The sequence below is a fragment of the Cupriavidus sp. 207A1 genome (assembly GCF_057798955.1).
Genome location: NZ_JBYOJO010000022.1, coordinates 54,385 through 75,760, shown reverse-complemented (window position 1 = coordinate 75,760; position 21,376 = coordinate 54,385). Strand labels below are relative to the sequence as shown.

Below are 21,376 nucleotides of genomic sequence, written 5' to 3'. Positions count from 1 at the left end.
TTGGTTCGGACGAGGGCATTATCCCACGCCATGTCTTCCACTCCTGCGACTAGCTCCATCCCTGCCGACGACCGCCGCGCGCTGCGCGCGCAGCTGCTGGCACAGCGCGCGGACCTGCCCGCGCGCACCGTAGCCGATGCACGCATCGCCGCCGCGCTGTCCGAACTGCTGGCGGGCCTGGCGGTGCGCTGCCTGGGCTTCTACTGGCCGATCCAGCAGGAGTTCGACGCGCGCGTCGCGGTGGCGCAGTGGCTCGCCGCCGTGCCCGGCCGCCATGCCGCGCTGCCCTCGGTTAGCCGCCCCGGCACGCCGCTGGACTTCCACCTGTGGACGCCGGATACGCCCATGGCCACCGGCCACTACGGCATCCCGGTGCCCGACGGCACCGAGGCCGCGATGCCGGATGCGCTGCTCATTCCCTGTGTCGGTTTCAGCCCTGACAAGTTCCGCCTGGGCTACGGCGGCGGCTTCTACGACCGCACCCTGGCTGCCATGGCGCAGCGGCCGGTCGCCGTCGGCATCGGCTACGACGCCTGCCGTATTGCGCTGGCGGCGCAGCCGCACGACATCGCCATGGACTGGATCGTGACGGAGTCAGGCGCGTTCTAGCCCGGATCGGTCCCGGCGCCCTGCACCAGCTCGTCGACCAGCGCGCGCATGCAGCGCCAGTGCGAGCCTTCCCAGAACACCCGCAGGCAGCGGTCGCAGGTGACGAAGCTGCGATGGCGCGCCAGCACGCCGTCCGGCACGCGTCCGGCCGCACCGGCCGGATCCAGCGCGCGCAGCGGCGCATTGCAGTCCAGGCACAGCGAAAATGGCCGGGCGCTGCGCGCCAGGTCCAGCCGCGCGAAGATCTCGCGCACCTGCTGGCGCGACTTGAGCGCGCGCACATAGCAGCCGTGCGTGATGCCGCGGCGCTTGAGCAGCTCGCGGTCGCGCGTCAGCACGATGCGGCCCTCGTCGACCGCGATGCGCTCGATCTCGCTGTCTTCGAAATGGTTGTCGTAGAGCGTGTCGAAGCCGGTCATGCGCAGCAGATGGGCCAGCCCGCCCAGGTGGGCATCGGCGACGAAGCGCATCACCCGCAGCGGCTGCTCGCGTACCCGCAGCAGCGGCGACACGTCGATCCGCTCAAACTTGGGATAGACCGAGACCCGGTCGCCATCGCACAGCTGCCGCTCGAACCCGCAAGACTCGCCGTTGACCAGGATCAGCTCGACCTCGGTATGCGGCACGCCCAGCGCCTCGATCATATGCTTGACCGTGGCGGCGCGCGCGCACACGCACGGCAGGTCGCGCCGGCGCTGGTCCGGCGCGAGGAAGTCGTTCAGTTCCTCGTAGAAGCGGAAGGTGGCGGTGACCATGGAGGCGAGTATGGCACCGATCGGCCGTGTTAGTACGCTGGTGGCACCACGGACACACGCAGCAAGCTCCCCTCTCCCGCCTGCGGGAGAGGGGTGGGGGTGAGGGCCGGCGGGTCAAAGGCTGAGGCCGGTGTGTTAACTCCGTTGGCCCCGCTTGATGAGTTCCTGGTTAAACCGCCCCTCACCCCAACCCTCTCCCCGTGAGGGGAGAGGGAGCACCCCAAAACCGCTCACTACTTCGCTGGCGTTCCTTACAGCTTCAGCCGCTGCCAGATCGCCTTGGTCGCGCCGGCCGCGTTGAGCGTGTAGAAATGCAGCCCCGGCACGCCCGCGGCGAGCAGGCGCTCGCACAGCGCGGTGACCACGTCCAGCCCGAAGGCGCGGATCGATTCGCGGTCGTCGCCGAAGCTCTCCAGCCGCTTGGCCACCCAGCGCGGCACTTCGGCGCCGCACATCTCGGAGAAGCGCATCAGCTGCGAGTAGTTGGTGATCGGCATGATGCCCGGCACGATCGGCACCTCCACGCCCTGCGCGCGCACGTCGTCGACGAAGCGGAAGTAGGCGTCGGCGTTGTAGAAGTACTGCGTGATCGCAGAGTCGGCACCGGCCTTGACCTTGCGCACGAAGTTGTCGAGGTCATGGCGCGGCGACTTCGCCTGCGGGTGGTACTCCGGGTACGCCGCGACTTCGATATTGAACCAGTCGCCGGTCTCGGCGCGGATGAACTCCACCAGCTCGTTGGCGTAGCGGAACTCGCCGATCTCGCCCATGCCCGAAGGCATGTCGCCGCGCAGCGCGACGATATGGCGGATGCCGCCTTCGCGGTATTGCTGCAGGATCGCGCGGATGCTCTCGCGCGACGAGCCCACGCACGACAGGTGCGGCGCGGCCTCGATGCCTTCGCGCTGGATTTCCAGCACGGCGTCGAGCGTGCCCTGCTGCGTGGTGCCGCCGGCGCCGAACGTCACCGAGATGTATTTGGGCTTGAGCGGGGCCAGCTGCGCGCGCGTGTTGCGCAGCTTCTCCGTGCCCTCCGCCGTCTTGGGCGGGAAGAATTCAAAGCTGAAGTAGCGGTCTTGCATGATGGTGGCGCGCCGCGTTGGCGCGGCGCGCAAATGGGGTCAGTCGTCGCGGTTGCCCAGCAGCAGGCTGGCCAGCAGCCACGAGATCACGCTGTAAAGGATGGAGCCCAGCAAGGCCGCCCAGAAGCCGCCGACGGTAAAGCCGGACAGCAGGTTGCCGACGAACAGAAACAGCAGCGCGTTGATGACGAAGATAAACAGCCCCAGCGTCAGCAGCGTGACCGGCAGCGTCAGGATCACCAGGATCGGACGGATCAGCGTATTGACCAGGCCCAGCACCAGCGCCGCCAGCATCGCCGAGCCGAAGCTCTTGATGTGGATCGACGGGATGATGTACGGCAACACGAACAGCGCGACGGCGTTGATGATCCAGACGACCAGTAGTCTCATGACGGTTCCTTGGTTGGTGTTTTCTCCCCTCTCCCATTTATGGGAGAGGGGAGCACGGCAAGCGCACAGGGCGAACCGCATCAATAACGGTAGTGATCCGCCTTGTACGGGCCCTCCTTCTTCACGCCGATGTAAGCGGCCTGCTGCTCGGTCAGCTCGGTCAGTTGCGCGTTCAGCTTGCGCAGCTGCAGGCGCGCGACCTTCTCGTCCAGGTGCTTGGGCAGCGTGTAGACGCCGACCGGGTACTTGCCGCTGTCGCGCTCCTGCCAGAGCTCGATCTGGGCGATGGTCTGGTTGGCGAACGAGCTGCTCATCACGTACGACGGGTGGCCGGTGGCGCAACCCAGGTTCACCAGGCGGCCCTTGGCCAGGATGATCAGCTTCTTGCCGTCGGGGAACTTGACATGGTCGACCTGCGGCTTGATCTCGTCCCACTCGTACTTCTCGATCGAGGCGATGTCGATCTCGTTGTCGAAGTGGCCGATATTGCAGACGATGGCCTGGTCCTTCATCTTGGCCATGTGCTCATGGGTGATGACGTGGTAGTTGCCGGTGCAGGTGACGAAGATGTCGCCATGCTCGGCGGCGTAGTCCATGGTGACCACGCGATAGCCTTCCATCGCGGCCTGCAGCGCGCAGATCGGGTCGATCTCGGTGACCCACACCTGCGCCGACAGCGCGCGCAGCGCCTGCGCGCTGCCCTTGCCCACGTCGCCATAACCGGCGACCACGGCGATCTTGCCGGCGATCATCACGTCCGTGGCGCGCTTGATGCCATCCACCAGCGACTCGCGGCAGCCGTACAGGTTGTCGAACTTGCTCTTGGTGACCGAGTCGTTGACGTTGATCGCCGGGAAGCGCAGCTCGCCCTTTTGCGCCATCTGGTACAGGCGGTGCACGCCGGTGGTGGTTTCCTCGGTCACGCCGCGGATGGCTGCCAGGTTGCGGCTGTACCAGCTCGGGTCCCGGGCCAGCTTTTCCTTGATCGCGGCGAACAGGTAGGTTTCTTCCTCGCTGCCCGGGTTGGCGATGACCGCAGCATCCTTCTCGGCGCGCGCGCCCAGGTGCAGCAGCAGCGTGGCGTCGCCGCCGTCGTCGAGGATCATGTTCGGGGTGCCGCCGTCGGCCCAGTCGAAGATGCGGTGGGTGAAGTCCCAGTATTCCTTCAGCGATTCGCCCTTGAAGGCGAACACCGGCGTGCCGCCCGCGGCGATGGCGGCGGCGGCGTGGTCCTGCGTCGAGAAGATGTTGCACGAGGCCCAGCGCACGTCGGCGCCCAGCGCCTTGAGCGTCTCGATCAGCACGGCGGTCTGGATCGTCATGTGCAGCGAGCCGGCGATGCGCGCGCCCTTGAGCGGCTGCGCGGCGGCGAACTCGTCGCGGATCGCCATCAGGCCGGGCATCTCGGTCTCGGCAATGGCGATTTCCTTGCGGCCCCAGCCGGCCAGGTTGATGTCGGCGACGAGGTAGTCTTGCTTCAGGTCGGTCACGGCGTTCATGTTTCACTCCCGGTGAAGAGTGGCACGCAGTTGACGAGTACGGGGATCTGGCGGCCGGGCATGGCGCTCGGGCACATGCGAAGCACGCGGATAGGTCGACTCGCTTCCGTGCGGACCACGGATCAGCGAGCGCCGTTGAAGACAGTCCGAGCCTGGCGGATAGCTGGGGCGGCTGTGCCGCCGGCCGCGCGATGTGCTTCGCGGGCCTCCATCCGTTGCAACGCTCCTCGGGAGGGTAGGAGTATACCATCGCTGGTGACACTCCCCCCTAAGAACCGTACGTGCGGGTTTCCCCGCATACGGCTCAAGCCTCAACAAAGTGAATCGAATAAATCGAACACCGGCTTCACAACGGTTCTGCCGTGGTGATGAACTTGAACATGGCAACCCGGGTGCACCAGCACGCGATTTCCTAGAGCATCGGAACCGCCAAGAACGCGCGGCACGATGTGGTGGTCATCCCACCCCGTCTCTTTGGTCATCTTGCACTGACACAGCGCACATAAACCCCGTTGGGACATATACAGTCTGGTCCACTGCTTGCGGTGCGACATGCTTTGCAGCATGCGCTCCTGTCGCAGTTTTTCGCCATACATTTCCCAGGCCGGATCAAAAGGATTGAATTCCCCTTTGACCTTCGCGTGCCTCCTGATCGGCGTGCCCGCGAGCGGGTATAACTCCAACCAGAAGGGATTGCCCTTCTTATCCACGGTTGTGGTACCGAACACCCAGTTCCGATTGCCGATGGTTACGAAATACCGCTTGCGTACCCAGTCAGCGTTCTTACCTCGATGTCGCCGCTTTGCCCACCTCCACAGAGCCTGAAAAACCATGCGCTCCATTCTGGTGAACATTGCCTTCGCTACCACTGGACTGTGATATTGCGCCCAGCCCCTTAGCATCGGATTCAGCAGTCGGATCAGATCTTCTTGCTTTCTTCCCTTCTTGGCACTGATGACTCCTTTGACCTTGCGGTAGAACGCTTGCGCGTTTTTCTTGCTCGGCTTGATGAGCAGTTTCCCCGAGTACTTCCGGAAATTCCACCCAAGGAAGTCAAAGCCTCCGGCGATATTGACGATCCGCGTTTTCTCCGTCGATAGTGTCAGCCCCCTGACGGCGAGGAACTGCTCCACCCACGGCTTCACTTCGCATTTTAAGACCTCCGATGTGTTACCGGTGATCACGAAGTCGTCCGCATAACGCACAACGTTTACCTTATGCCTTCGCAGGTTGTGGGCCCCTAACTTCGCCTTGAGGGCGGTGGTCAGTTGCTGTTCCAACCCGTTCAGCGCCACATTTGCCAGAGTCGGGGAAATGATGCCCCCCTGTGGTGTTCCGGCGTCGGTCGCCTGAAACTGGCCTTGAAATACCACGCCAGCTTTCAGCCATTTCCTAAGGATGGCTTTGTCCATTGGGACATTGCGCTCCAACCAGTCGTGACTGATATGGTCAAAGCACCCCTTGATATCCGCCTCCAGCACCCATTGGGCCGAAACCTTCTGGGATAGGGAGGCGAAGAGCTGGCTCATTGCATCCGCAGTAGACCGATTGATCCGAAACCCATACGAGTTCGGATCGCTCGTTCCTTCGGACACTGGTTCCAGCGCCAGCAGATATAACGCTTGCATGGCTCGGTCCAACATGGTCGGAATGCCCAGGGGGCGCTTCTTACCGTTGGCTTTGGGAATGTAGACCCTCCTTAATGGCAGTGGCCTGTACCCCCGGCGCTTCAACTGCCCGATGGCTTCCCACCGGACTTCAGGCGTTTCCCACGTTACGCGATCGACTCCCGCCGTCCGCGCACCTTGGTTCATCGTCACTCGCCGTACCGCCGATGCCTTGGCGGAGAACGAGCGGGTCAAGGACCTTTGCAGGGCTTTCACCCGACGCCAGTCCTCTTCCTGTGTTGCCTTCGCAATTCGAATCTGCATTACTCGAACGTTCCGCTCTATGCGGCGCCAATCGATGTCGCCCCACTTCTGCGGTACGCCGGAAGGCGCAGATTCATCCTTGCGGATCAATGCTTCCATGCTGCCCTCCAATCTTGAGGATCTTCCCCAACATCGAGAGACAACATGCCCCTTGAGGGACAAGTTGTCCCACAAGGGAAGAAAAGTTAAACAAGCGAGTTCAGTCAGTCGTCTTGCGACGAGTAGACCAGTTGGAAGTCTGCCCGCTTTCGCGTGGGATGATGTTTCAACCCCTATCCGGATCATTACAACCCGGCATTCGCTTTTTCCAACCTCCCATACCCGCACAGCCGACAGCGTTCCTTGCGGTTCGCCTGCCTGAGTCAAATTGCACTCTGGCAGCCATACGGGCTTACCACGTTCCCCACGCGTTACACGACTGGGTTAGGACCTGCCTCTTCGCCGGTGGCTTAACGACGACGTACTCCGACCACTCAGCGGAGTATCCAGCCACGTACCTTTTGGTGAGTGCCTATCATCAGCTTTGGCACCGTAATACTCACGACGTTTATCAGCAGTTCACATGTGTTGCCCATACCAGCCAGCCTAGCTCCTCAACCGATGCTGCTTCGGTTTGCTGCCTACGGACCTCACGGTCCATTGGCACCCTTACGGGGGCTACATTGTCAGGGAAGCTTCACACCCCACCGTTACCAGTGACGCATGTCCCCCTAGGCTACCGCTAGTCGCATAGCGGGTTCTCTATCAAGGCGCCCTTTCGGACGTGCTCGACCGAACCATAACGCGTAGAGCTTTACGCTCCGGGCCTCAGTCCTTGTTTATGTGCTCCCGTAATGGCGAGCGCTTACCGACGTACGAGCACAGTGGCTGCAGTCGGTCCAAGACGCGATGCCGATCCAATAGATCGGTTTAATTCGTGTGGCAGTTATGCAACAGAGACGTGCGCAGACGCCTTCCCGCTGGGAAGGTATCAAGGCGAATTCGCCCGAAGGCGAGCGTCCCCGCCTTGGGCGATGGCTGGCTGTTGACCAGCAAAAGCAAGCTACAATCCCTACCGAAAAGCCGGCAGGCATTGCACCGATTGACTTACCTCACCTTGCGGCTCGGCTTGTCTAAGCAAGAAATGGTTGGGATTGGACGGTGTCAGCCGAGGCCGCCACCTTGTCCCAACAAAGGTCGATGCTCCTTACGTTGGAGCTACCCGGACACGAGAGTGCGTGTCGCACGAGTGGCGGTATTGTAGCGTGCCCGGCCGCCTTGCGCACCGGCCCTCCTTGATTTCCGCTCAGATGATTCCAACGCCACCCCGCACCCTGACCATCGCCGGCTCCGATTCCGGCGGCGGCGCCGGCATCCAGGCCGACCTGAAGACCTTTTCCGCGCTGGGCTGCTTCGGCATGAGCGCCATCACCGCGATCACCGCGCAGAACACGCTGGGCGTAACCGGCGTGCATGCGATCCCGGCCGACATGGTGGCCGCGCAGATCGACGCGGTGGCCGTCGACATCGGCGTGGACGCGGCCAAGACCGGCATGCTGGGCACCGCCGCCATCGTCGAGGCCGTGGCCGCTGCGGCGGACCGGCATGGCATCCGCAAGCTGGTGGTGGACCCGGTGATGATCTCGACCTCGGGCGCGACGCTGTCCGACGACGCCACCACGCAGGCCATGGTGCGGCTGCTGTTCCCGCGCGCGCTGCTGGTCACGCCCAACCTGCCCGAGGCCTCATACCTGCTGGGCCGCAGGATCGCGCGCCGCGCCGACATGGAACAGGCCGCCGCCGACCTGATCGCAATGGGCTGCCCGGCCGTGCTGCTCAAGGGCGGCCACCTGGAAGACGATGGCGCGGCCGGCATCGCCGGCGGGCTGGACGACATGCTGATGCTGAGGGACGGCACCGTGCGCGTATTTACGCACCCGCGCGTCGAGACCCGCAACCTGCACGGCACCGGCTGCACGCTGGCGGCGGCGATCGCCTCGCAGCTGGCGCGCGGCGATGCGCTGGAAGCGGCCGTCGGCGCCGCGCTGGACTACGTGGCGCAGGCCATCGCGGCCGGCGCAGGCTTGCGGCTGGGCGGCGGCAACGGCCCGCTGAATCACGCCTTTGCGCCGCGCCCACTGGGCTGAGCGGCGGCTCAGGCAGCGCTCAGTTGCCGCCGCTGGACAACGGCACCAGCTTGAATGCGGCGCGCGCCACGCACACGACGTTGCCGTCGGCATCCTTCACTTCCCCTTCGCAGAACGCAATGCGCGCGCCGCGGCGCAGGCAGCGCGCTTCCAGCGTCAGCTCGCCACGTGCGGCGGCCAGGAAATGGGTCGACATGTCGATGGTGATCACGCCGGTTTCCGTCGGCGCATGCGAGCGCGCGGCGCCGCTCAGGGTGAAATCCAGCGTCGCCATCAGCGTGCCGCCGTGCACGTCGCCGCGGCTGTTCACCAGCTGCGGGTGCGCCGGCAGGCGCGTGCGGCAGTAGCCCTCTTCGATCAGCTCCGGCTGCAGGCCGAAATACCGCATCAGCGGCACGTCGATGCCGAAATAGGGCTTTTCAGGCGTGCCGGGGGCGGCGGGAATGATTTCAGGGAGCTGGGTCGACATGGTGCGCGATGCTGGATGGATGGCGGGGAATGCTGCCCATCATCATAGCGGCGGGGTCCGCTTCGATTCCCGCGGCTGGGCGAATGTCGCACAAATCTTGGCGACGCGATGCGCGTCGCCAGGTACGGCTCGCTCCCCTCTCCCGCTTGCGGGATAGGGGAGCAAACCACCGGCTCAGAAGGCCTGCTGCATCGCGATCCGCTGTCGCAATCCCGCGGCCCGCTGTGCCGCCAGCGCCTCCGACAGCAACGGGCACAGCTCACTGTCCTCCAGCCGCCGAAACCCCATCGAGGCATAGAACGGCGCATTCCACGGCAAATGCGCGAACGTGGTCAGGTTCAGCGTTCGCAGGCCGCTCGCGCGCGCCCAACCCTGCACGGTCCCGACCAGCGCCCGGCCGATGCCGCGCCGCCCATGGTCCGGATGCACGTCCATTTCATCGAGATAGCCGCATGCGCCATTGCGGCTGGCCAGTGCAAAGCCGGCGACTTCGCCGCCATGCTCGGCCACCCACAGGCGCCTATCGCGCTGCGCCGCGGCCAGCGCCGAATGCGGCGTGCTGACCAGGCGCAGCAGCGCGGGCAGGTCGTTCTCCGGAAACAGCGCCGCCGCGGCCAATTCGATATCGGGCAGCCGCGGCAGGTCATGCACCGCCGCCAGGCGGATGCGCGGGGCCGCCATGGCGCGCTCAGGCGGGCGGGAACAGGCTGACGAGATGTGCCACCGCAGCCGGCACGTCATCAGCCTCGGTAACGGCACGCACCACGGCGGCGCTGCCTACGCCAACGGCCAGCACTTCGCGCATATTGGTGGCGTTGACGCCGCCAATGCCGACCAGCGACGGGATCACCGGCTGCATCAGCTTCGCATACGCGCGGAAGCGGCCCATGCCTTGCGGCTGGGTCGGCATCACCTTGGTCGTGGTCGGGAAGATCGCGCCCAGCGCCAGGTAGCTCGGGCGGATCGCGGCCACGCGCAGCATCTCGGCGTAACCGTGCGTGGAAACGCCCAGGCGCAGGCCGGACGCCCGGATCGCGTCGAGGTCGGCGTCGTCGAGGTCTTCCTGGCCAAGGTGGATGCCGTAGATGCCGCTTTGCGGGCCATTGGCGGCGTGGTAGTCGAGCGCCGCCTGCCAGTGGTCATTGATGAACAGGCGCGACGATGAACCTTGCATGGCTTTCGCCGCGCGCGCGATCCCCGCGCGCACCGCGGCGGGATCGTCGGACTTGAAGCGCAGTTGCACCGTCGGCACGTTCAGCGGCGCCAGGCGCTCGATCCATTCGGCGTTCGGCACGACCACGTACAGGCCCAGCGCGGGGCACGGCGCGAATGGCTCGACGGCCTGCTCCGGCGCCACCAGCGCGGCATGGCGCACGCGCGGGAAGCGCGCGAAATCGGATGGCCAATCGGCCGAACCCGGCTCCCAGGCTCGCGCCTGGGCCAATGCGTCATGCGCGGGGAAATGCAGCGACAAGCTCGCCAGCAGCACCGCCACAAAGGCGGGCGAATGCGGCTGGTCATTGTCCGCGGCAACCGAGAACACCCAGGTGCCCATTGACGAGCGCACCGTGTCGATCCACTGGCCGCCTTCGCGGTCGGTCTCGATCAGCGTGGCGCCGCTGGCGGCGACGCGCGCGATGACTTCTTCGGTGGCTTCGCCGTCGGACAGCAGCACGTCGTGGGCACCGGGCTGCGCCGGCGCGTCTTGCAGGCGCCAGGCCTGCCACGGCTTGTCGTCGACGCCGAAGGTATCGCCATAGTGTTCCAGCACCGCCTGGCGCAGCGGGCCGTCGCTGGGGGCGTGCACGGGGCGGCGGGTCATGCGCGCTGCTCCGTGTCGGCGTGCCAGAACGGCATGCCGACCACCGGGGTGCTGGCCTGCGCGACTTCGCGCTCGGGCATCGGCCCGGCCAGGTAGGCGGTGCGGCCCGCGGCCACGGCCTGCGCGAAGGCGCGCGCCATGTCGACCGGGTAGGCGGCCTGCGCCACCGCGGTATTGAGCAGCACGCCGTCATAGCCCCACTCCAGCACCTGCGCCGCATGCGACGGCAGGCCCAGGCCGGCATCGACGATCAGCGGCGTATCGGGCAGGCGCTCGCGCAGCACGCGCATCGCGTGCGGATTGACCGCGCCGCGGCCGGTGCCGATCGGCGCGGCCCACGGCATCAGCGCCTGGCAGCCGACGTCGAGCAGGCGGCGGCACAGCACCAGGTCCTCGGTGCAGTACGGCAGCACCTTGAAGCCCTCCTTGATCAGGGTATCCGCCACGGCCGGCAGGTTGAGCGTATCGGGCTGCAGGGTGTAGTCGTCGCCGATCAGCTCGAGCTTGATCCACGGCGTCTCGAACACCTCGCGCGCCATCATCGCGGTGGTGATGACTTCCTGCGCGGTGAAGCAGCCGGCGGTGTTGGGCAGCACCGGCACGTTCAGCGCCTTGAGCATCTGCCAGAACGCCTGGCCGCCCTCGCCATCGCCCACCGCGCCCTGGCGGCGCAGCGCGACCGTGATCATGGCCGGGGTGGACGCCTGCACGGCCGCTTCCAGCGTGGCCGGCGAGGGATAGCGCGCGGTGCCCAGCAGCAGGCGCGAGCCGAACGACTCGCCATACAGCACGAACGGGTCGCGCAGGGTTGCGGAAGGTTCGAAGGTCATGGGTCAGCCTCCCGTCACGGGTTGCACGAGGTCGATGCGGTCGCCGGCCGCAAGAGGGGTGTTGGCGTGCGCGGCGCGCGGCACGAACTGGCCGTTGACCGCCGCGGCAAAGGGGGGCGCGATCTGCGCCGCGCTCACCGCGTCCGCCAGCGTGGCGGATTCGGCAAGGGCGAGCGGTCGGCCGTTGAGCAGGATATCCATGTCAGTCTTGCATTAATGCAGCGTGCCGGAGCGCGCGCCAATGGTGGGCGCGGGCGCTTCGGTCACCGCTTCGATCATACCGGGCCAGCGCAGCGCGGCAGGCACGGCATGCGCGGCGGGATCGCCCTTGAGCAGCGCGCCCACCACCGCGCACGCCGCCTCGGTCACCGCCGGGGCGATCAGGAAGCCGTGGCGGTACAGGCCGTTCACGCGCACCACGCGCGCGCGCTGGTCCACGCGGATCGCCGGCAGGTGGTCAGGCCGCGTAGGGCGGCGCTGCACGTTCAGTTCCAGCACGCGCGCCTCGCCGAAGGCCGGATGCAGCGAATGGGCCGCCGACAGCAGCTCCAGCGCGGAGCGCACGCTCATCGGCGAATCGTCCTCGCTTTCCAGCTCGGTCGCGCCGATCACATACAGGTCGTTGGGCTTGGGCGCGATATAGATCGGATAGCGCGGATGCAGCAGGCGCACCGGGCGGTGCAGCTTGACGTCGGGCGCATGCACGCGCACCACTTCGCCGCGCAGGCCACGCAGGCCGGGCTAACTGCCGCCCGGCTGCGCCGGCCACGCGCTGCGTGCGCCCAGGCCGCGGCAGTCCAGCACCACGTCGGCGTGGATGCCAAGCTGCGACAGCGAGCCGGCATCGACCTCGCCCGCCTCCCAGACGCAATGCACGCCTTCGCTGACCGCGCACGACAGCAGCGCGCGCAACGCGCCGCGGTTGTCGAGCTGGCCTTCGCCGGCCAGCAGCAGTCCTTGCGGAAAGCGGCCCGCCAGCGCCGGCTCGACCTCGCCCACGCCCTTGCCGTCGAGCGCGCGCAGCCGTTGCGCCACCAGCTCCGGCGGCGCCACCGCGCGCATGCGGCTGGTGAACAGCGACATCTCGGCGCGGTCGCGCGCATGCCAGACCACCAGCGTGCCGTCTTCCTGGAAGAAAACCGGCTCCGGCAACTCGGCCAGCCAGGCGCGCCACAGGTCGACACTGGCGATGCCGAGGTCGACGATGCGGCGCTCGGCGATGGCCGACTCGGCCAGCGGCGCCAGCATGGCCGCGGCCACGTAGGCGGCCGAGCCCGCGCCGTCCGGGCCGGCCCGCTCCACCAGCGCCACGCGGGCGCCGCCGCGGACCAGCAACCAGGCGGCCAGGCGACCGGCAAGGCCGGCCCCGAGGATGGCGACGTCAAACGACTGCACTGCTGTCATGAGGGTGTTGTGCCGGGCGCGCCATGCGGCCGCGTCCGGCCTCCTTGTTATCGGTGCCGCCGCGCGGGGCGCTGCGCGGCGGCGGATCTTGCGCGGGCATGGCTTGCGAGGCCATGCCCGTCCTGCCGTGACTTCAGCAGATTTCGGCCACTGCGTTACGAGTAGATCTTGCTGCCCTTCTTCAGGAACTCGATCGACTTTTCTTCCATGCCCTGCTGCGCTTCCTTGGGCAGCGATGCGGCGTAGTCGCGCACTTCCTGCGTGATCTTCATCGAGCAGAACTTCGGCCCGCACATCGAGCAGAAGTGGGCGATCTTGGCGCCTTCGGCCGGCAGCGTGGCATCGTGGTACGAACGCGCGCGCTCCGGGTCCAGGCCGAGGTTGAACTGGTCTTCCCAGCGGAACTCGAAGCGTGCCTTGGACAGCGCGTTGTCGCGCAGCTGCGCGCCCGGCCAGCCCTTGGCAAGATCCGCGGCGTGCGCGGCGATCTTGTAGGTGATGATGCCTTCGCGCACGTCTTCCTTGTCCGGCAGGCCCAGGTGCTCCTTGGGCGTGACGTAGCACAGCATGGCCGTGCCCATCCAGCCGATATTGGCCGCACCGATGCCGCTGGTGATGTGGTCGTAGCCGGGGGCGATGTCGGTCACCAGCGGTCCCAGGGTGTAGAACGGCGCCTCGTAGCAATGCTTGAGTTCTTCGTCCATGTTGGCCTGGATGCGCTGCAGCGGCACATGGCCCGGGCCTTCGATCATCACCTGCACGTCGTGCTTCCACGCCTTGGCGGTGAGCTCGCCCAGCGTGCGCAGCTCGCCGAACTGGGCCTCGTCGTTGGAGTCGGCGATGCAGCCCGGACGCAGGCCGTCGCCGAGGCTGAACGACACGTCGTAGGCCTTCATGATCTCGCAGATCTCGTCGAAGTGCGTGTACAGGAAGTTTTCCTTGTGGTGCGCCAGGCACCACTTGGCCATGATCGAACCGCCGCGCGAGACGATGCCGGTGACGCGGTCGGCGGTCAGCGGCACGTAGCGCAGCAGCACGCCGGCGTGGATGGTGAAGTAGTCCACGCCCTGCTCGGCCTGCTCGATCAGCGTGTCGCGGAACATCTCCCAGGTCAGGTCCTCGGCGATGCCGCCGGTCTTGTCCAGCGCCTGGTAGATCGGCACCGTGCCGATGGGTACCGGCGAGTTGCGCAGGATCCATTCACGGGTTTCATGGATGTGCTTGCCGGTCGACAGGTCCATGATGGTGTCGGCGCCCCAGCGGATCGACCACACCATCTTTTCCACTTCCTCGGCCAGCGACGAGGTCACGGCGGAGTTGCCGAGGTTGCCGTTGATCTTGACGCGGAAATTGCGCCCGATCGCCATCGGCTCCAGTTCGGTGTGGTTGATGTTGGCGGGGATGATTGCGCGGCCCGAGGCGATTTCCTGGCGCACGAATTCCGGCGTGATGTCTTCCGGACGCAGCGGCAGGCCGGCGCCCAGCGCGTTGCCGGGGTGCTGGCGCAGCAGCGCCTTGTATTCGGGCTTGTCGTACAGCGCCTGCAGGTTGAGCGACTCGCGCAGCGCCACGTATTCCATTTCCGGCGTGATGATGCCCTTGCGCGCATAGTGCATCTGCGACACGTTGGCACCGGCCTTGGCACGACGCGGGTTGGTCAGCTGGGCAAAGCGCAGGTGCGCGGTGGCCGGGTCGTTGGCACGGTCGCGGCCGTATTCCGACGACAGACCGGACAGCACTTCGGTGTCGCCGCGCTCGTCGATCCACTTGGCGCGCAGCGCCGGCAGGCCGGCCTTCAGGTCGATATGCACGTCCGGGTCGCTGTACGGGCCCGAGGTGTCGTACACCGGGATCGGCGGGTTGGGCATGTCGCCCTTTTCCGTGCGCGTGGAAGTCTGCAGGATCGTGCGCAGCGGCACGCGGATATCCGGGCGGCTGCCGGTCAGGTAGGTCTTGCTGGAAGCCGGGTAGGCGAATTTCTGGTCGAGATCGCTCTCGAGCGATTCGAAGGAAGCAGCGGGGGCAGTACGGGCCATGGGTGTCGTCCTCTCTCTCTTGCGGGGTGGACGAAACCAGGAGCCCTGTGAGCGCTGCCCGGCGGCGTGGTGGCCTGGGCGGCGAGTCCCGGAGGGACCAGAGGCTTGGTCTTGCTGAAACTTCCCACGCCGGTACTAACCGGATCGGGTTCGAAGGGACTCTCTCAGCCGCACGGCCCATCCGTACGGCACCCCTGTTTCATCCAACGGGGTGAATTTAAGCACAGAGCCCCGGTGGGCGCCAGTGCCAGTTCCCTGTCGTTTGTGGTGCCACACCTGTGCGCAGAGGTATCGAATCGCGCACGGTGCACCGCAAAACCGCCCTTAAGCGGCCAACCATGCACTCAAACGCGTGTCAGGTGCTCTACCATGCAAAGCACAGGACAAGCATCGAACCGATCCAGGAGACCACCCGAAATGACCGACGCCGCCACGCACCGTGTCTTCAACCAGGTGCCGGAGCTTGCGCACTACAACCTCTTCGGCTGCGATCCCATCGTCCGCGCCGCGCTGGAGCGGTTTGGCGGCGGCTGGCATGCCGAGGCGCTGGGGCAGTTCGGCGCGCGGCTGGGCGAGCCTGAAGTGCAGCAATGGGCCGCCGACGCCAACCGCCATACGCCCGAGCTGCATACGCACAGCCGCACCGGCGAGCGCATCGATGCCGTGGAATTCCACCCGAGCTGGCACGCCCTGCTGTCGCTGCTGCGCAGCCAGCAATTGCAGGCCCTGCCCTTCGCGCAGCCGCGCGCGGGCGCGTGGAGCGCGCGCACCGCGGGCTACTTCCTGCAGGCGCAGGTTGAGTCGGGCTCGCTGTGCCCGACCACCATGACCTTCGCCAGCATTCCGGTGCTGCGCAAGGAAGCCGCACTGTTCGCCGAGCTGGAGCCGCGCCTGTATGCGAGCGAGCATGATGCGCGCGACCTGCCCTGGCGCGACAAGACCGCGATCATGATCGGCATGGGCATGACGGAGAAACAGGGCGGCTCCGACGTGCGCGCCAACACCACCGTGGCGCGCGCTGTGCGTGGCGAAGGGCGCGGCGCGGAATATGCGCTGACCGGGCACAAGTGGTTCTTCTCGGCGCCGATGTGCGACGCGCACCTGGTGGTGGCGCGCATGGGGGCAGAAGACGGTCCGCTGTCGTGCTTCTTCGTGCCGCGCTTTCGCGACGATGGCAGCCGCAACGCGGTGCAGATCCAGCGGCTCAAGGACAAGCTCGGCAACCGCTCCAACGCCAGCAGCGAAGTCGAGTTCCGCGACGCCACCGGCATCCTGATCGGCGAGGAAGGCCGCGGCATCCCGACCATCATCGAGATGGCGACCAGCACGCGCCTGGACTGCGTGATCGGCAGCGCCGCGATCCTGCGCGCGGCCTACGTGCAGGCCCAGCATCACACGCGCCACCGCAGCGCCTTCGGCCGCCTGCTGTGCGACCAGCCGCTGATGCGCAACGTGCTGGCGGACCTGGCGCTGGAATCCGAAGCCGCCACGCTGCTAATGATGGAGCTGGGCCACGCCTTCGCGCAGGCCGAGGGCGACAACCCCGACCCGCTCGCCACTGCATGGAAACGCGTGGTCACGCCCGCGGCCAAGTTCTGGGTGTGCAAGCGCACGCTCGAAGCCACCGGCGAAGCGATGGAAGTCTGGGGCGGCAACGGCTATGTCGAAGAGGGGCCGATGGCGCGGCTGTACCGCGAGGCGCCGGTCAATTCGATCTGGGAAGGCTCGGGCAACATCATGTGCCTGGACGTGCTGCGCGCGCTCCAGCGCAATCCCGACGACGGCGCGCGCCTGCTGCAGGAACTGTCGCGCCGCGCCGGCGGCCACCCCGCGGTGCGCGCCGAACTGGCCTCGCTGCAGGCGATGCTGCGCGAGAACCCCGACCAGCTCGAAGCCAATGCGCGCCGCTTTGCCCAGGGCCTGGTGCTGACCGCGCAGGCGGCGCTGATGCTGGCGCATGCCGACCCCGAGAACGCGGAGCTGTTCGTCGCCAGCCGGCTCGGGCGCCAGCACGGGCGCGTGTTCGGCACGCTGGATGCGGATGCCGGCGCGCTCGGGCGGGTGGCGTCGCGCGGCTTCGAGGGCTAGGCCTCCATCGACTCCAGCACCCGCAGCATCACCCGCGGCGCATAGCGGATCAGGTCGTGCGCGCGCTCGCCGATCATGATTGCGGGCGCATTGGTGTTGCCGCCGATCAGCGTGGGCATCACCGAGGCATCGACCACGCGCAGGCCTTCGACGCCGCGCACGCGCAGCTGCGGGTCGACCACCGCCATCGCATCCATGCCCATGCGGCAGGTGCCGACCGGGTGGTAGATGGTGTCGGCACGCTCGCGGATCAGCTCGCGCACGGCGGCATCGTCGCTGCCATCCGCGCGCAGTCCGGCTGTATAGAGCTCGCGCCCGCCGAAGCAAGCCAGCTGCGGCTGCGCCAGGATGCTGCGCACGATGCGCACGCCGGCCACCAGGTCGTCGAGGTCGCGCGCGTCGCTGAGGTAGTTCGGATCGATCAGCGGCGCGCGCCGGATATCGGCCGAGGCCAGGCGGACCTCGCCGCGGCTGCGCGGGCGCAGCAGGCAGACATGGCAGGAATAGCCATGGCCGAGATTCAGCTTGCGCATATGGTCGTCAGCCAGGCCGACCACGAAATGCAGCTGCAGGTCGGGCTCGGGCAGCGCCGGGTGGCTGCGCACGAAGCCGCCGGCCTCGGCGAAGTTGCTCGACATCATGCCGGCGCGCTCGCGCCGGTAGCGCAGCATTTCGGACAGTAGCCTGGCGACGCCACCGAACGACACGCCGAACAGCTCGGGCACCGCGGTGCGCTTGTGCAGCACCACGTCCAGATGGTCTTGCAGGTTGGCGCCCACGCCGGGGAGGTCATGGACCACGCCGATGCCGTGCTCGCGCAGGTGCGCGGCGGGCCCGACCCCCGAAACCATCAGCAGCTGCGGCGAGCCGAACGTGCCCGCGCACACGATCACGTCGCGACGCGCGCGCAGCAGCTGCTGGCGGCCGTCACGCTGTACCAGCACCCCGGCGGCGTGACGGCCTTCGAACACGACGCGCAGGGCCTGCGTGTCGGTCAGCACGTGCAGCCGCGAACGGCCGCCATTGCAGGCGCGGTCGCGCGGGTTGCCGCCATGCAGGTACGCACGCGCGGCATTCCAGCGTTCGCCCGCGTGCTGCGTGACCTGGTACCAGCCGATGCCCTCCTGCTCTTCGCCATTGAAATCGTCGTTGCGCGGATAGCCGGCCTGCTGCGCGGCCTCGATGAAGCGCTCGGCGAACGGGTTGGGCGTGCGCAGGTCGCTGACATGCAGCGGGCCGTTGCCGCCGTGCAGCGGATCGTCGTCGCTGCCCGCCAGACGCTCGTTGCATTCGGCGCGGCGGAAGTATGGCAGCACATCGTCCCAGGACCAGCCATCGCAGCCGGCGTCGGCCCAGGCATCGTAGTCCGCGGGCCGGCCGCGCGTGTAGATCATGGCGTTGACCGACGAGCAGCCGCCCAGCCCGCGCCCGCGCGGCTGGTAGCCGCGGCGGCCGTTCAGGCCCGGCTGCGGCACGGTGTGGAAGCCGTAGTTGCGCGACCCCGCGCGCGGCAGCAGCGCCGCCAGGCCCGCGGGTGTGCGCACCAGCACATGGTGGTCGTGGTGCCCGGCCTCGACCAGCGCGATGGTGTCGTCGCCGCTGTCGGCCAGGCGCCCCGCCAGCGCACAGCCCGCCGAGCCCGCGCCGACGATGACGTAGTCATAGGTGGTTTCCATCTGTCTCCCCGCGAGTCCGCAGGCGGCGCGCATGCATGAGCCGGGCTGCGCCGGCGCGCGCGCCCTGTCCGTCCAGCGGATGGCAAGCCGTGAGATTCAGTGTAGGCGCTGGCTGCGCTGGCTCAAGGCCGGAGCGGGGCTGCGGCAACCAAAGGCACGGGCGCGACGGACGGGCGTTTGAATCGGCATTCTGGTGGCACGCTTCCATTGTCTTGGCCGGCGCGCTGCCTTATCTTGCGCGATGGTGCGCCAATGTGCGCAAATCCAGGAGCGCAGCCATGCGAGAAATCCCCGACCTGTCGTCCGTCTTCGGCGCGATGCATGCCGCCTCGCGGCGCGACCAGCTGCCCGCCTGGACCGTGCGCGCCGATCGCCTGCAGCGCCTGCGGCGCCTGGTGACCGAAAACCAGGCCGAAATTGCCGCGGCAATCCACGCCGACTTCACCAATCGTCCCCGCCAGGAAACCGCGCTGCTGGAGGTTTTCCCCAGCTTGGCCGGCATCGACGATGCCCTGCGCCACGGCAAGCGCTGGATGCGCGTGCGGCGCGCGCCCACCGGGTTCTGGTTCCGTCCCGGACGCTCACGCCTGGTGCCGCAGCCGCTCGGCGTGGTGGGCATCGTGGTGCCCTGGAACTATCCGCTGTACCTGACCGTAGGCCCGCTCGCCGGCGCACTGGCGGCAGGCAATCGCGCCATGGTCAAGCTGTCGGAATACACGCCGCGTTTCGCGGCGCTGTTCGCGCAACTGGTGCCGCAGCACTTCGCACCGGACGAGATCGTGGTGATCAACGGCGATGCCGAAGTGGCCAGCGCCTTCACCGCGCTGCCGTTCGACCATCTGCTGTTCACGGGCTCGACCGCGGTGGGCCACCATGTGATGCGCGCGGCGGCCGCGAACCTGACGCCGGTGACGCTGGAGCTGGGTGGCAAGTCCCCCGCCATCATCGGCGCCGGGGCAGACCTGGAGCGCGCGGTGGAGCGCATCCTGGTGGGCAAGCTGATGAACGCGGGGCAGACCTGCATCGCGCCGGATTACGTGCTGGTGCCGGAAGACCTGCGCGGGCCACTGGTGGAGGCGGCGCGCCGCTGCGTCGGCCGGCTCTATCCCGACCTCGCGCGCAACCCCGACTACACCAGCATCATCAGCCCGCGGCATTTCGCGCGGCTGGCAGGGCTGGTCGACGAGGCCGCGGCCCAGGGCGCAACCGTGGTGCCGCTGTCCGACGCGCAGCCGGATGCGCAGGCGCGGCGCTTGCCGCCGGTGCTGCTGCTGGACGTGCCCGAGGGCGTGACCGCCCTGCGCGAGGAGATCTTCGGGCCGGTGCTGCCGGTGGTCACCTACCGCACCCTCGACGAGGCGGTGGACTATATCAACGCGCGTCCGCGCCCGCTGGCGCTATACGTGTTCGAGCGCGACCGCGGCGCCATCGGCCATGTGATGAAGCAGACCGTCGCCGGCGGCGTTACCGTGAACGACACCCTGTTCCATATCGCCCAGGACGGCCTGCCGTTCGGCGGCGTCGGCGCCAGCGGCATGGGCGCGTATCACGGGCAGGCGGGCTTCGACACCTTCTCGAAGGTGAAGCCGGTGTTCCACCAGGCCAGCCTGAATGGCGCCGGCCTGCTCAAGCCGCCTTACGGCAAGACCTTCGACACCATGCTGCGCTTGCTGCTGCGTTAGGCTTTGGCCGGCGCCGCGCTCACGACACCAGCATCGGCCGTCCGAGCATGCGCGACAGCACTGCCTCCGGCGAATGGGTGTGGTCCGAAATCGCCTGCGGCGCCAGGTAGATGGTCTGCTCCATCATCGCGCGCCCGCGCATGGCGGCGTGCAGCAGCTGGTCGCTGAAGACGATCCAGGTGGCACCCGGCGGGAAGTGGAATTCCTGCTGGGGCACGTTGGCCTGGTAGTCCAGGTCGGCCTTGGCCAGGTCATGCAGCTGCAGCATGCGGTGGTCGTATTCGGAGCGGCGGCGCTTGGTGATATGCAGCAGCTTCATCAGTGCCGCCTGCCCCGGCCACATGCCGTGGGTCCTGGGCACGAACTTCTGCGCAAAGTCGCCGAACGGCTCGCCCACGCGCCACACGCGCGGCGCGGCCGGGTCGATATTGTGGAACACGCGCAACAGGCGCTTGCCCTGCATCGGGTTGGACGGGAACGAATCGACGTGCAGGCGGGTGTCGTCCTTGCGCCAGCTGACCGGGCGCCCGGCGATCTCGCTGGGCCTCAGCGAGGTGCCGGCGCGGGTCATGTGGGGGATGTATTCCGGGAACAGCGTGTGGATCAGCGACTCGCTGCTGTCGGCGTAGCGGCGGATCAGCGCGTAGAGGTCGGCCAGGTCCTGCTCGGTGCCCTGCGCGCCGCGCACCGCGGTGTCGCCGGCGCGCAGGTTGATGTTCTTGGACTTGCCGTCGGAATAGCGGGCGTCGAGGAAGCGCTCTTCGCCCGGCTGGAACTGGAACTTCAGGTTGGGGAAGTAGAGCACCGCGCCCTGCTCCAGTTCGCGGCGCAGCGTGGCGCGATCTTCGGTGCTGACCTCGGGCGCCCACTCCGTATAGGGCTGCGGACGGATCAGGTCGAGCTGGCCGGCGGCAGACGGCCGGGCGGCGGGCGACGGGGCAAGGACAGGCGCTTCGGACATGGCATCCTCTGGGAAC

General features: G+C 67.3%; 17 protein-coding genes, 1 pseudogene and 2 riboswitches. Of the genes and pseudogenes, 4 read left to right on the top strand and 14 right to left on the bottom strand.

What is annotated here, in order from left to right; genetic code table 11:
- Window positions 1-30 precede the first annotated feature (30 nt).
- Entirely contained in the window at window positions 31-609 is a 579-nt protein-coding gene (locus AC3FMM_RS29290; protein ID WP_115707870.1) for a 5-formyltetrahydrofolate cyclo-ligase, read from the top strand.
- Here AC3FMM_RS29290 and AC3FMM_RS29285 read toward each other — a convergent pair.
- From AC3FMM_RS29285 to ltrA, 5 genes are all read right to left on the bottom strand, one after another.
- On the bottom strand, window positions 606-1,364 hold the full coding sequence (locus AC3FMM_RS29285; protein ID WP_115707868.1) for a Mut7-C RNAse domain-containing protein: 759 nt from the start codon (window positions 1,362-1,364) through the stop codon (window positions 606-608). The genes AC3FMM_RS29290 and AC3FMM_RS29285 overlap by 4 nt on opposite strands.
- Before the next feature lie 251 nt (window positions 1,365-1,615).
- The gene (metF, locus tag AC3FMM_RS29280) at window positions 1,616-2,446 is read right to left on the bottom strand and encodes a methylenetetrahydrofolate reductase [NAD(P)H] (RefSeq protein ID WP_115711511.1); all 831 of its coding nucleotides are present in this window, start codon (window positions 2,444-2,446) and stop codon (window positions 1,616-1,618) included.
- Window positions 2,447-2,485: 39 nt separating this feature from the next.
- Complete coding sequence (locus AC3FMM_RS29275) at window positions 2,486-2,836, bottom strand: phage holin family protein (protein ID WP_012351530.1); 351 nt, start codon at window positions 2,834-2,836, stop codon at window positions 2,486-2,488.
- Between the two features lie 80 nt (window positions 2,837-2,916).
- Complete coding sequence (gene ahcY, locus AC3FMM_RS29270) at window positions 2,917-4,335, bottom strand: adenosylhomocysteinase (protein ID WP_018004682.1); 1,419 nt, start codon at window positions 4,333-4,335, stop codon at window positions 2,917-2,919.
- Between the two features lie 120 nt (window positions 4,336-4,455).
- A riboswitch (S-adenosyl-L-homocysteine riboswitch) is annotated at window positions 4,456-4,570 on the bottom strand.
- 76 nt (window positions 4,571-4,646) lie between these two features.
- Window positions 4,647-6,365 carry a group II intron reverse transcriptase/maturase gene (gene ltrA, locus AC3FMM_RS29265; protein ID WP_488687884.1) on the bottom strand — a complete coding sequence of 573 codons (1,719 nt, stop codon included), beginning with the start codon at window positions 6,363-6,365 and terminating at the stop codon, window positions 4,647-4,649.
- Window positions 6,366-7,555: 1,190 nt separating this feature from the next.
- On the opposite strand from ltrA, the gene thiD reads away from it, so the two are divergent.
- Entirely contained in the window at window positions 7,556-8,392 is an 837-nt protein-coding gene (gene thiD, locus AC3FMM_RS29260) for a bifunctional hydroxymethylpyrimidine kinase/phosphomethylpyrimidine kinase (protein WP_172581710.1), read from the top strand.
- Window positions 8,393-8,411: 19 nt separating this feature from the next.
- Here the strand turns inward: thiD and AC3FMM_RS29255 are convergent, their stop codons facing one another.
- The 7 genes and pseudogenes from AC3FMM_RS29255 to thiC form a co-directional block, all read right to left on the bottom strand.
- Window positions 8,412-8,861, bottom strand: coding sequence for a PaaI family thioesterase (locus tag AC3FMM_RS29255; protein WP_115707864.1), 450 nt, complete (start codon window positions 8,859-8,861; stop codon window positions 8,412-8,414).
- Window positions 8,862-9,035: 174 nt separating this feature from the next.
- Window positions 9,036-9,542: a GNAT family N-acetyltransferase gene (locus AC3FMM_RS29250; protein WP_115707863.1), complete on the bottom strand. Its 507-nt coding sequence runs from the start codon at window positions 9,540-9,542 to the stop codon at window positions 9,036-9,038.
- Between the two features lie 7 nt (window positions 9,543-9,549).
- Window positions 9,550-10,683, bottom strand: coding sequence for a thiamine phosphate synthase (locus tag AC3FMM_RS29245; protein ID WP_488687881.1), 1,134 nt, complete (start codon window positions 10,681-10,683; stop codon window positions 9,550-9,552).
- Window positions 10,680-11,513: a thiazole synthase gene (locus tag AC3FMM_RS29240; protein ID WP_115679184.1), complete on the bottom strand. Its 834-nt coding sequence runs from the start codon at window positions 11,511-11,513 to the stop codon at window positions 10,680-10,682. Before AC3FMM_RS29240 ends, AC3FMM_RS29245 begins: the two co-directional genes overlap by 4 nt.
- Window positions 11,514-11,516: 3 nt before the next feature.
- On the bottom strand, window positions 11,517-11,714 hold the full coding sequence (thiS, locus tag AC3FMM_RS29235; RefSeq protein WP_012351522.1) for a sulfur carrier protein ThiS: 198 nt from the start codon (window positions 11,712-11,714) through the stop codon (window positions 11,517-11,519).
- A 12-nt stretch (window positions 11,715-11,726) separates the two neighbouring features.
- Window positions 11,727-12,917, bottom strand: a pseudogene (locus AC3FMM_RS29230) (FAD-dependent oxidoreductase).
- 155 nt (window positions 12,918-13,072) lie between these two features.
- Window positions 13,073-14,953, bottom strand: coding sequence for a phosphomethylpyrimidine synthase ThiC (gene thiC, locus AC3FMM_RS29225; protein ID WP_116312059.1), 1,881 nt, complete (start codon window positions 14,951-14,953; stop codon window positions 13,073-13,075).
- A 104-nt stretch (window positions 14,954-15,057) separates the two neighbouring features.
- Window positions 15,058-15,159, bottom strand: a riboswitch (TPP riboswitch).
- A gap of 211 nt (window positions 15,160-15,370) precedes the next feature.
- Between thiC and AC3FMM_RS29220 the strand changes: the two genes are divergently transcribed.
- Window positions 15,371-17,041, top strand: a complete 1,671-nt coding sequence (locus tag AC3FMM_RS29220) for an acyl-CoA dehydrogenase family protein (RefSeq protein WP_326348675.1) — start codon at window positions 15,371-15,373, stop codon at window positions 17,039-17,041.
- Here the strand turns inward: AC3FMM_RS29220 and AC3FMM_RS29215 are convergent.
- A complete protein-coding gene (locus tag AC3FMM_RS29215) occupies window positions 17,038-18,717 on the bottom strand; it encodes a GMC family oxidoreductase (RefSeq protein ID WP_488687877.1) in 1,680 nt (559 codons plus the stop codon). The genes AC3FMM_RS29220 and AC3FMM_RS29215 overlap by 4 nt on opposite strands.
- 278 nt (window positions 18,718-18,995) lie before the next feature.
- Here AC3FMM_RS29215 and AC3FMM_RS29210 point away from each other — a divergent pair, with 278 nt between their 5' ends.
- Entirely contained in the window at window positions 18,996-20,399 is a 1,404-nt protein-coding gene (locus AC3FMM_RS29210) for a coniferyl aldehyde dehydrogenase (RefSeq protein WP_115707851.1), read from the top strand.
- Window positions 20,400-20,418: 19 nt separating this feature from the next.
- On the opposite strand, the gene kdoO is transcribed toward AC3FMM_RS29210, so the two are convergent.
- Complete coding sequence (gene kdoO / locus AC3FMM_RS29205) at window positions 20,419-21,360, bottom strand: Kdo hydroxylase KdoO (protein ID WP_473703578.1); 942 nt, start codon at window positions 21,358-21,360, stop codon at window positions 20,419-20,421.
- Window positions 21,361-21,376: the final 16 nt, after the last annotated feature.

Excerpts from the sequence above, each read along its gene's own strand:
- AC3FMM_RS29290 (WP_115707870.1), top strand. The coding sequence starts at position 31 with ATGTCTTCCACTCCTGCGACTAGCTCCATCCCTGCCGACGACCGCCGC.
- AC3FMM_RS29285 (WP_115707868.1), bottom strand. The coding sequence starts at position 1,364 with ATGGTCACCGCCACCTTCCGCTTCTACGAGGAACTGAACGACTTCCTC.
- metF (WP_115711511.1), bottom strand. The coding sequence starts at position 2,446 with ATGCAAGACCGCTACTTCAGCTTTGAATTCTTCCCGCCCAAGACGGCG.
- AC3FMM_RS29275 (WP_012351530.1), bottom strand. The coding sequence starts at position 2,836 with ATGAGACTACTGGTCGTCTGGATCATCAACGCCGTCGCGCTGTTCGTG.
- ahcY (WP_018004682.1), bottom strand. The coding sequence starts at position 4,335 with ATGAACGCCGTGACCGACCTGAAGCAAGACTACCTCGTCGCCGACATC.
- ltrA (WP_488687884.1), bottom strand. The coding sequence starts at position 6,365 with ATGGAAGCATTGATCCGCAAGGATGAATCTGCGCCTTCCGGCGTACCG.
- thiD (WP_172581710.1), top strand. The coding sequence starts at position 7,556 with ATGATTCCAACGCCACCCCGCACCCTGACCATCGCCGGCTCCGATTCC.
- AC3FMM_RS29255 (WP_115707864.1), bottom strand. The coding sequence starts at position 8,861 with ATGTCGACCCAGCTCCCTGAAATCATTCCCGCCGCCCCCGGCACGCCT.
- AC3FMM_RS29250 (WP_115707863.1), bottom strand. The coding sequence starts at position 9,542 with ATGGCGGCCCCGCGCATCCGCCTGGCGGCGGTGCATGACCTGCCGCGG.
- AC3FMM_RS29245 (WP_488687881.1), bottom strand. The coding sequence starts at position 10,683 with ATGACCCGCCGCCCCGTGCACGCCCCCAGCGACGGCCCGCTGCGCCAG.
- AC3FMM_RS29240 (WP_115679184.1), bottom strand. The coding sequence starts at position 11,513 with ATGACCTTCGAACCTTCCGCAACCCTGCGCGACCCGTTCGTGCTGTAT.
- thiS (WP_012351522.1), bottom strand. The coding sequence starts at position 11,714 with ATGGATATCCTGCTCAACGGCCGACCGCTCGCCCTTGCCGAATCCGCC.
- thiC (WP_116312059.1), bottom strand. The coding sequence starts at position 14,953 with ATGGCCCGTACTGCCCCCGCTGCTTCCTTCGAATCGCTCGAGAGCGAT.
- AC3FMM_RS29220 (WP_326348675.1), top strand. The coding sequence starts at position 15,371 with ATGACCGACGCCGCCACGCACCGTGTCTTCAACCAGGTGCCGGAGCTT.
- AC3FMM_RS29215 (WP_488687877.1), bottom strand. The coding sequence starts at position 18,717 with ATGGAAACCACCTATGACTACGTCATCGTCGGCGCGGGCTCGGCGGGC.
- AC3FMM_RS29210 (WP_115707851.1), top strand. The coding sequence starts at position 18,996 with ATGCGAGAAATCCCCGACCTGTCGTCCGTCTTCGGCGCGATGCATGCC.
- kdoO (WP_473703578.1), bottom strand. The coding sequence starts at position 21,360 with ATGTCCGAAGCGCCTGTCCTTGCCCCGTCGCCCGCCGCCCGGCCGTCT.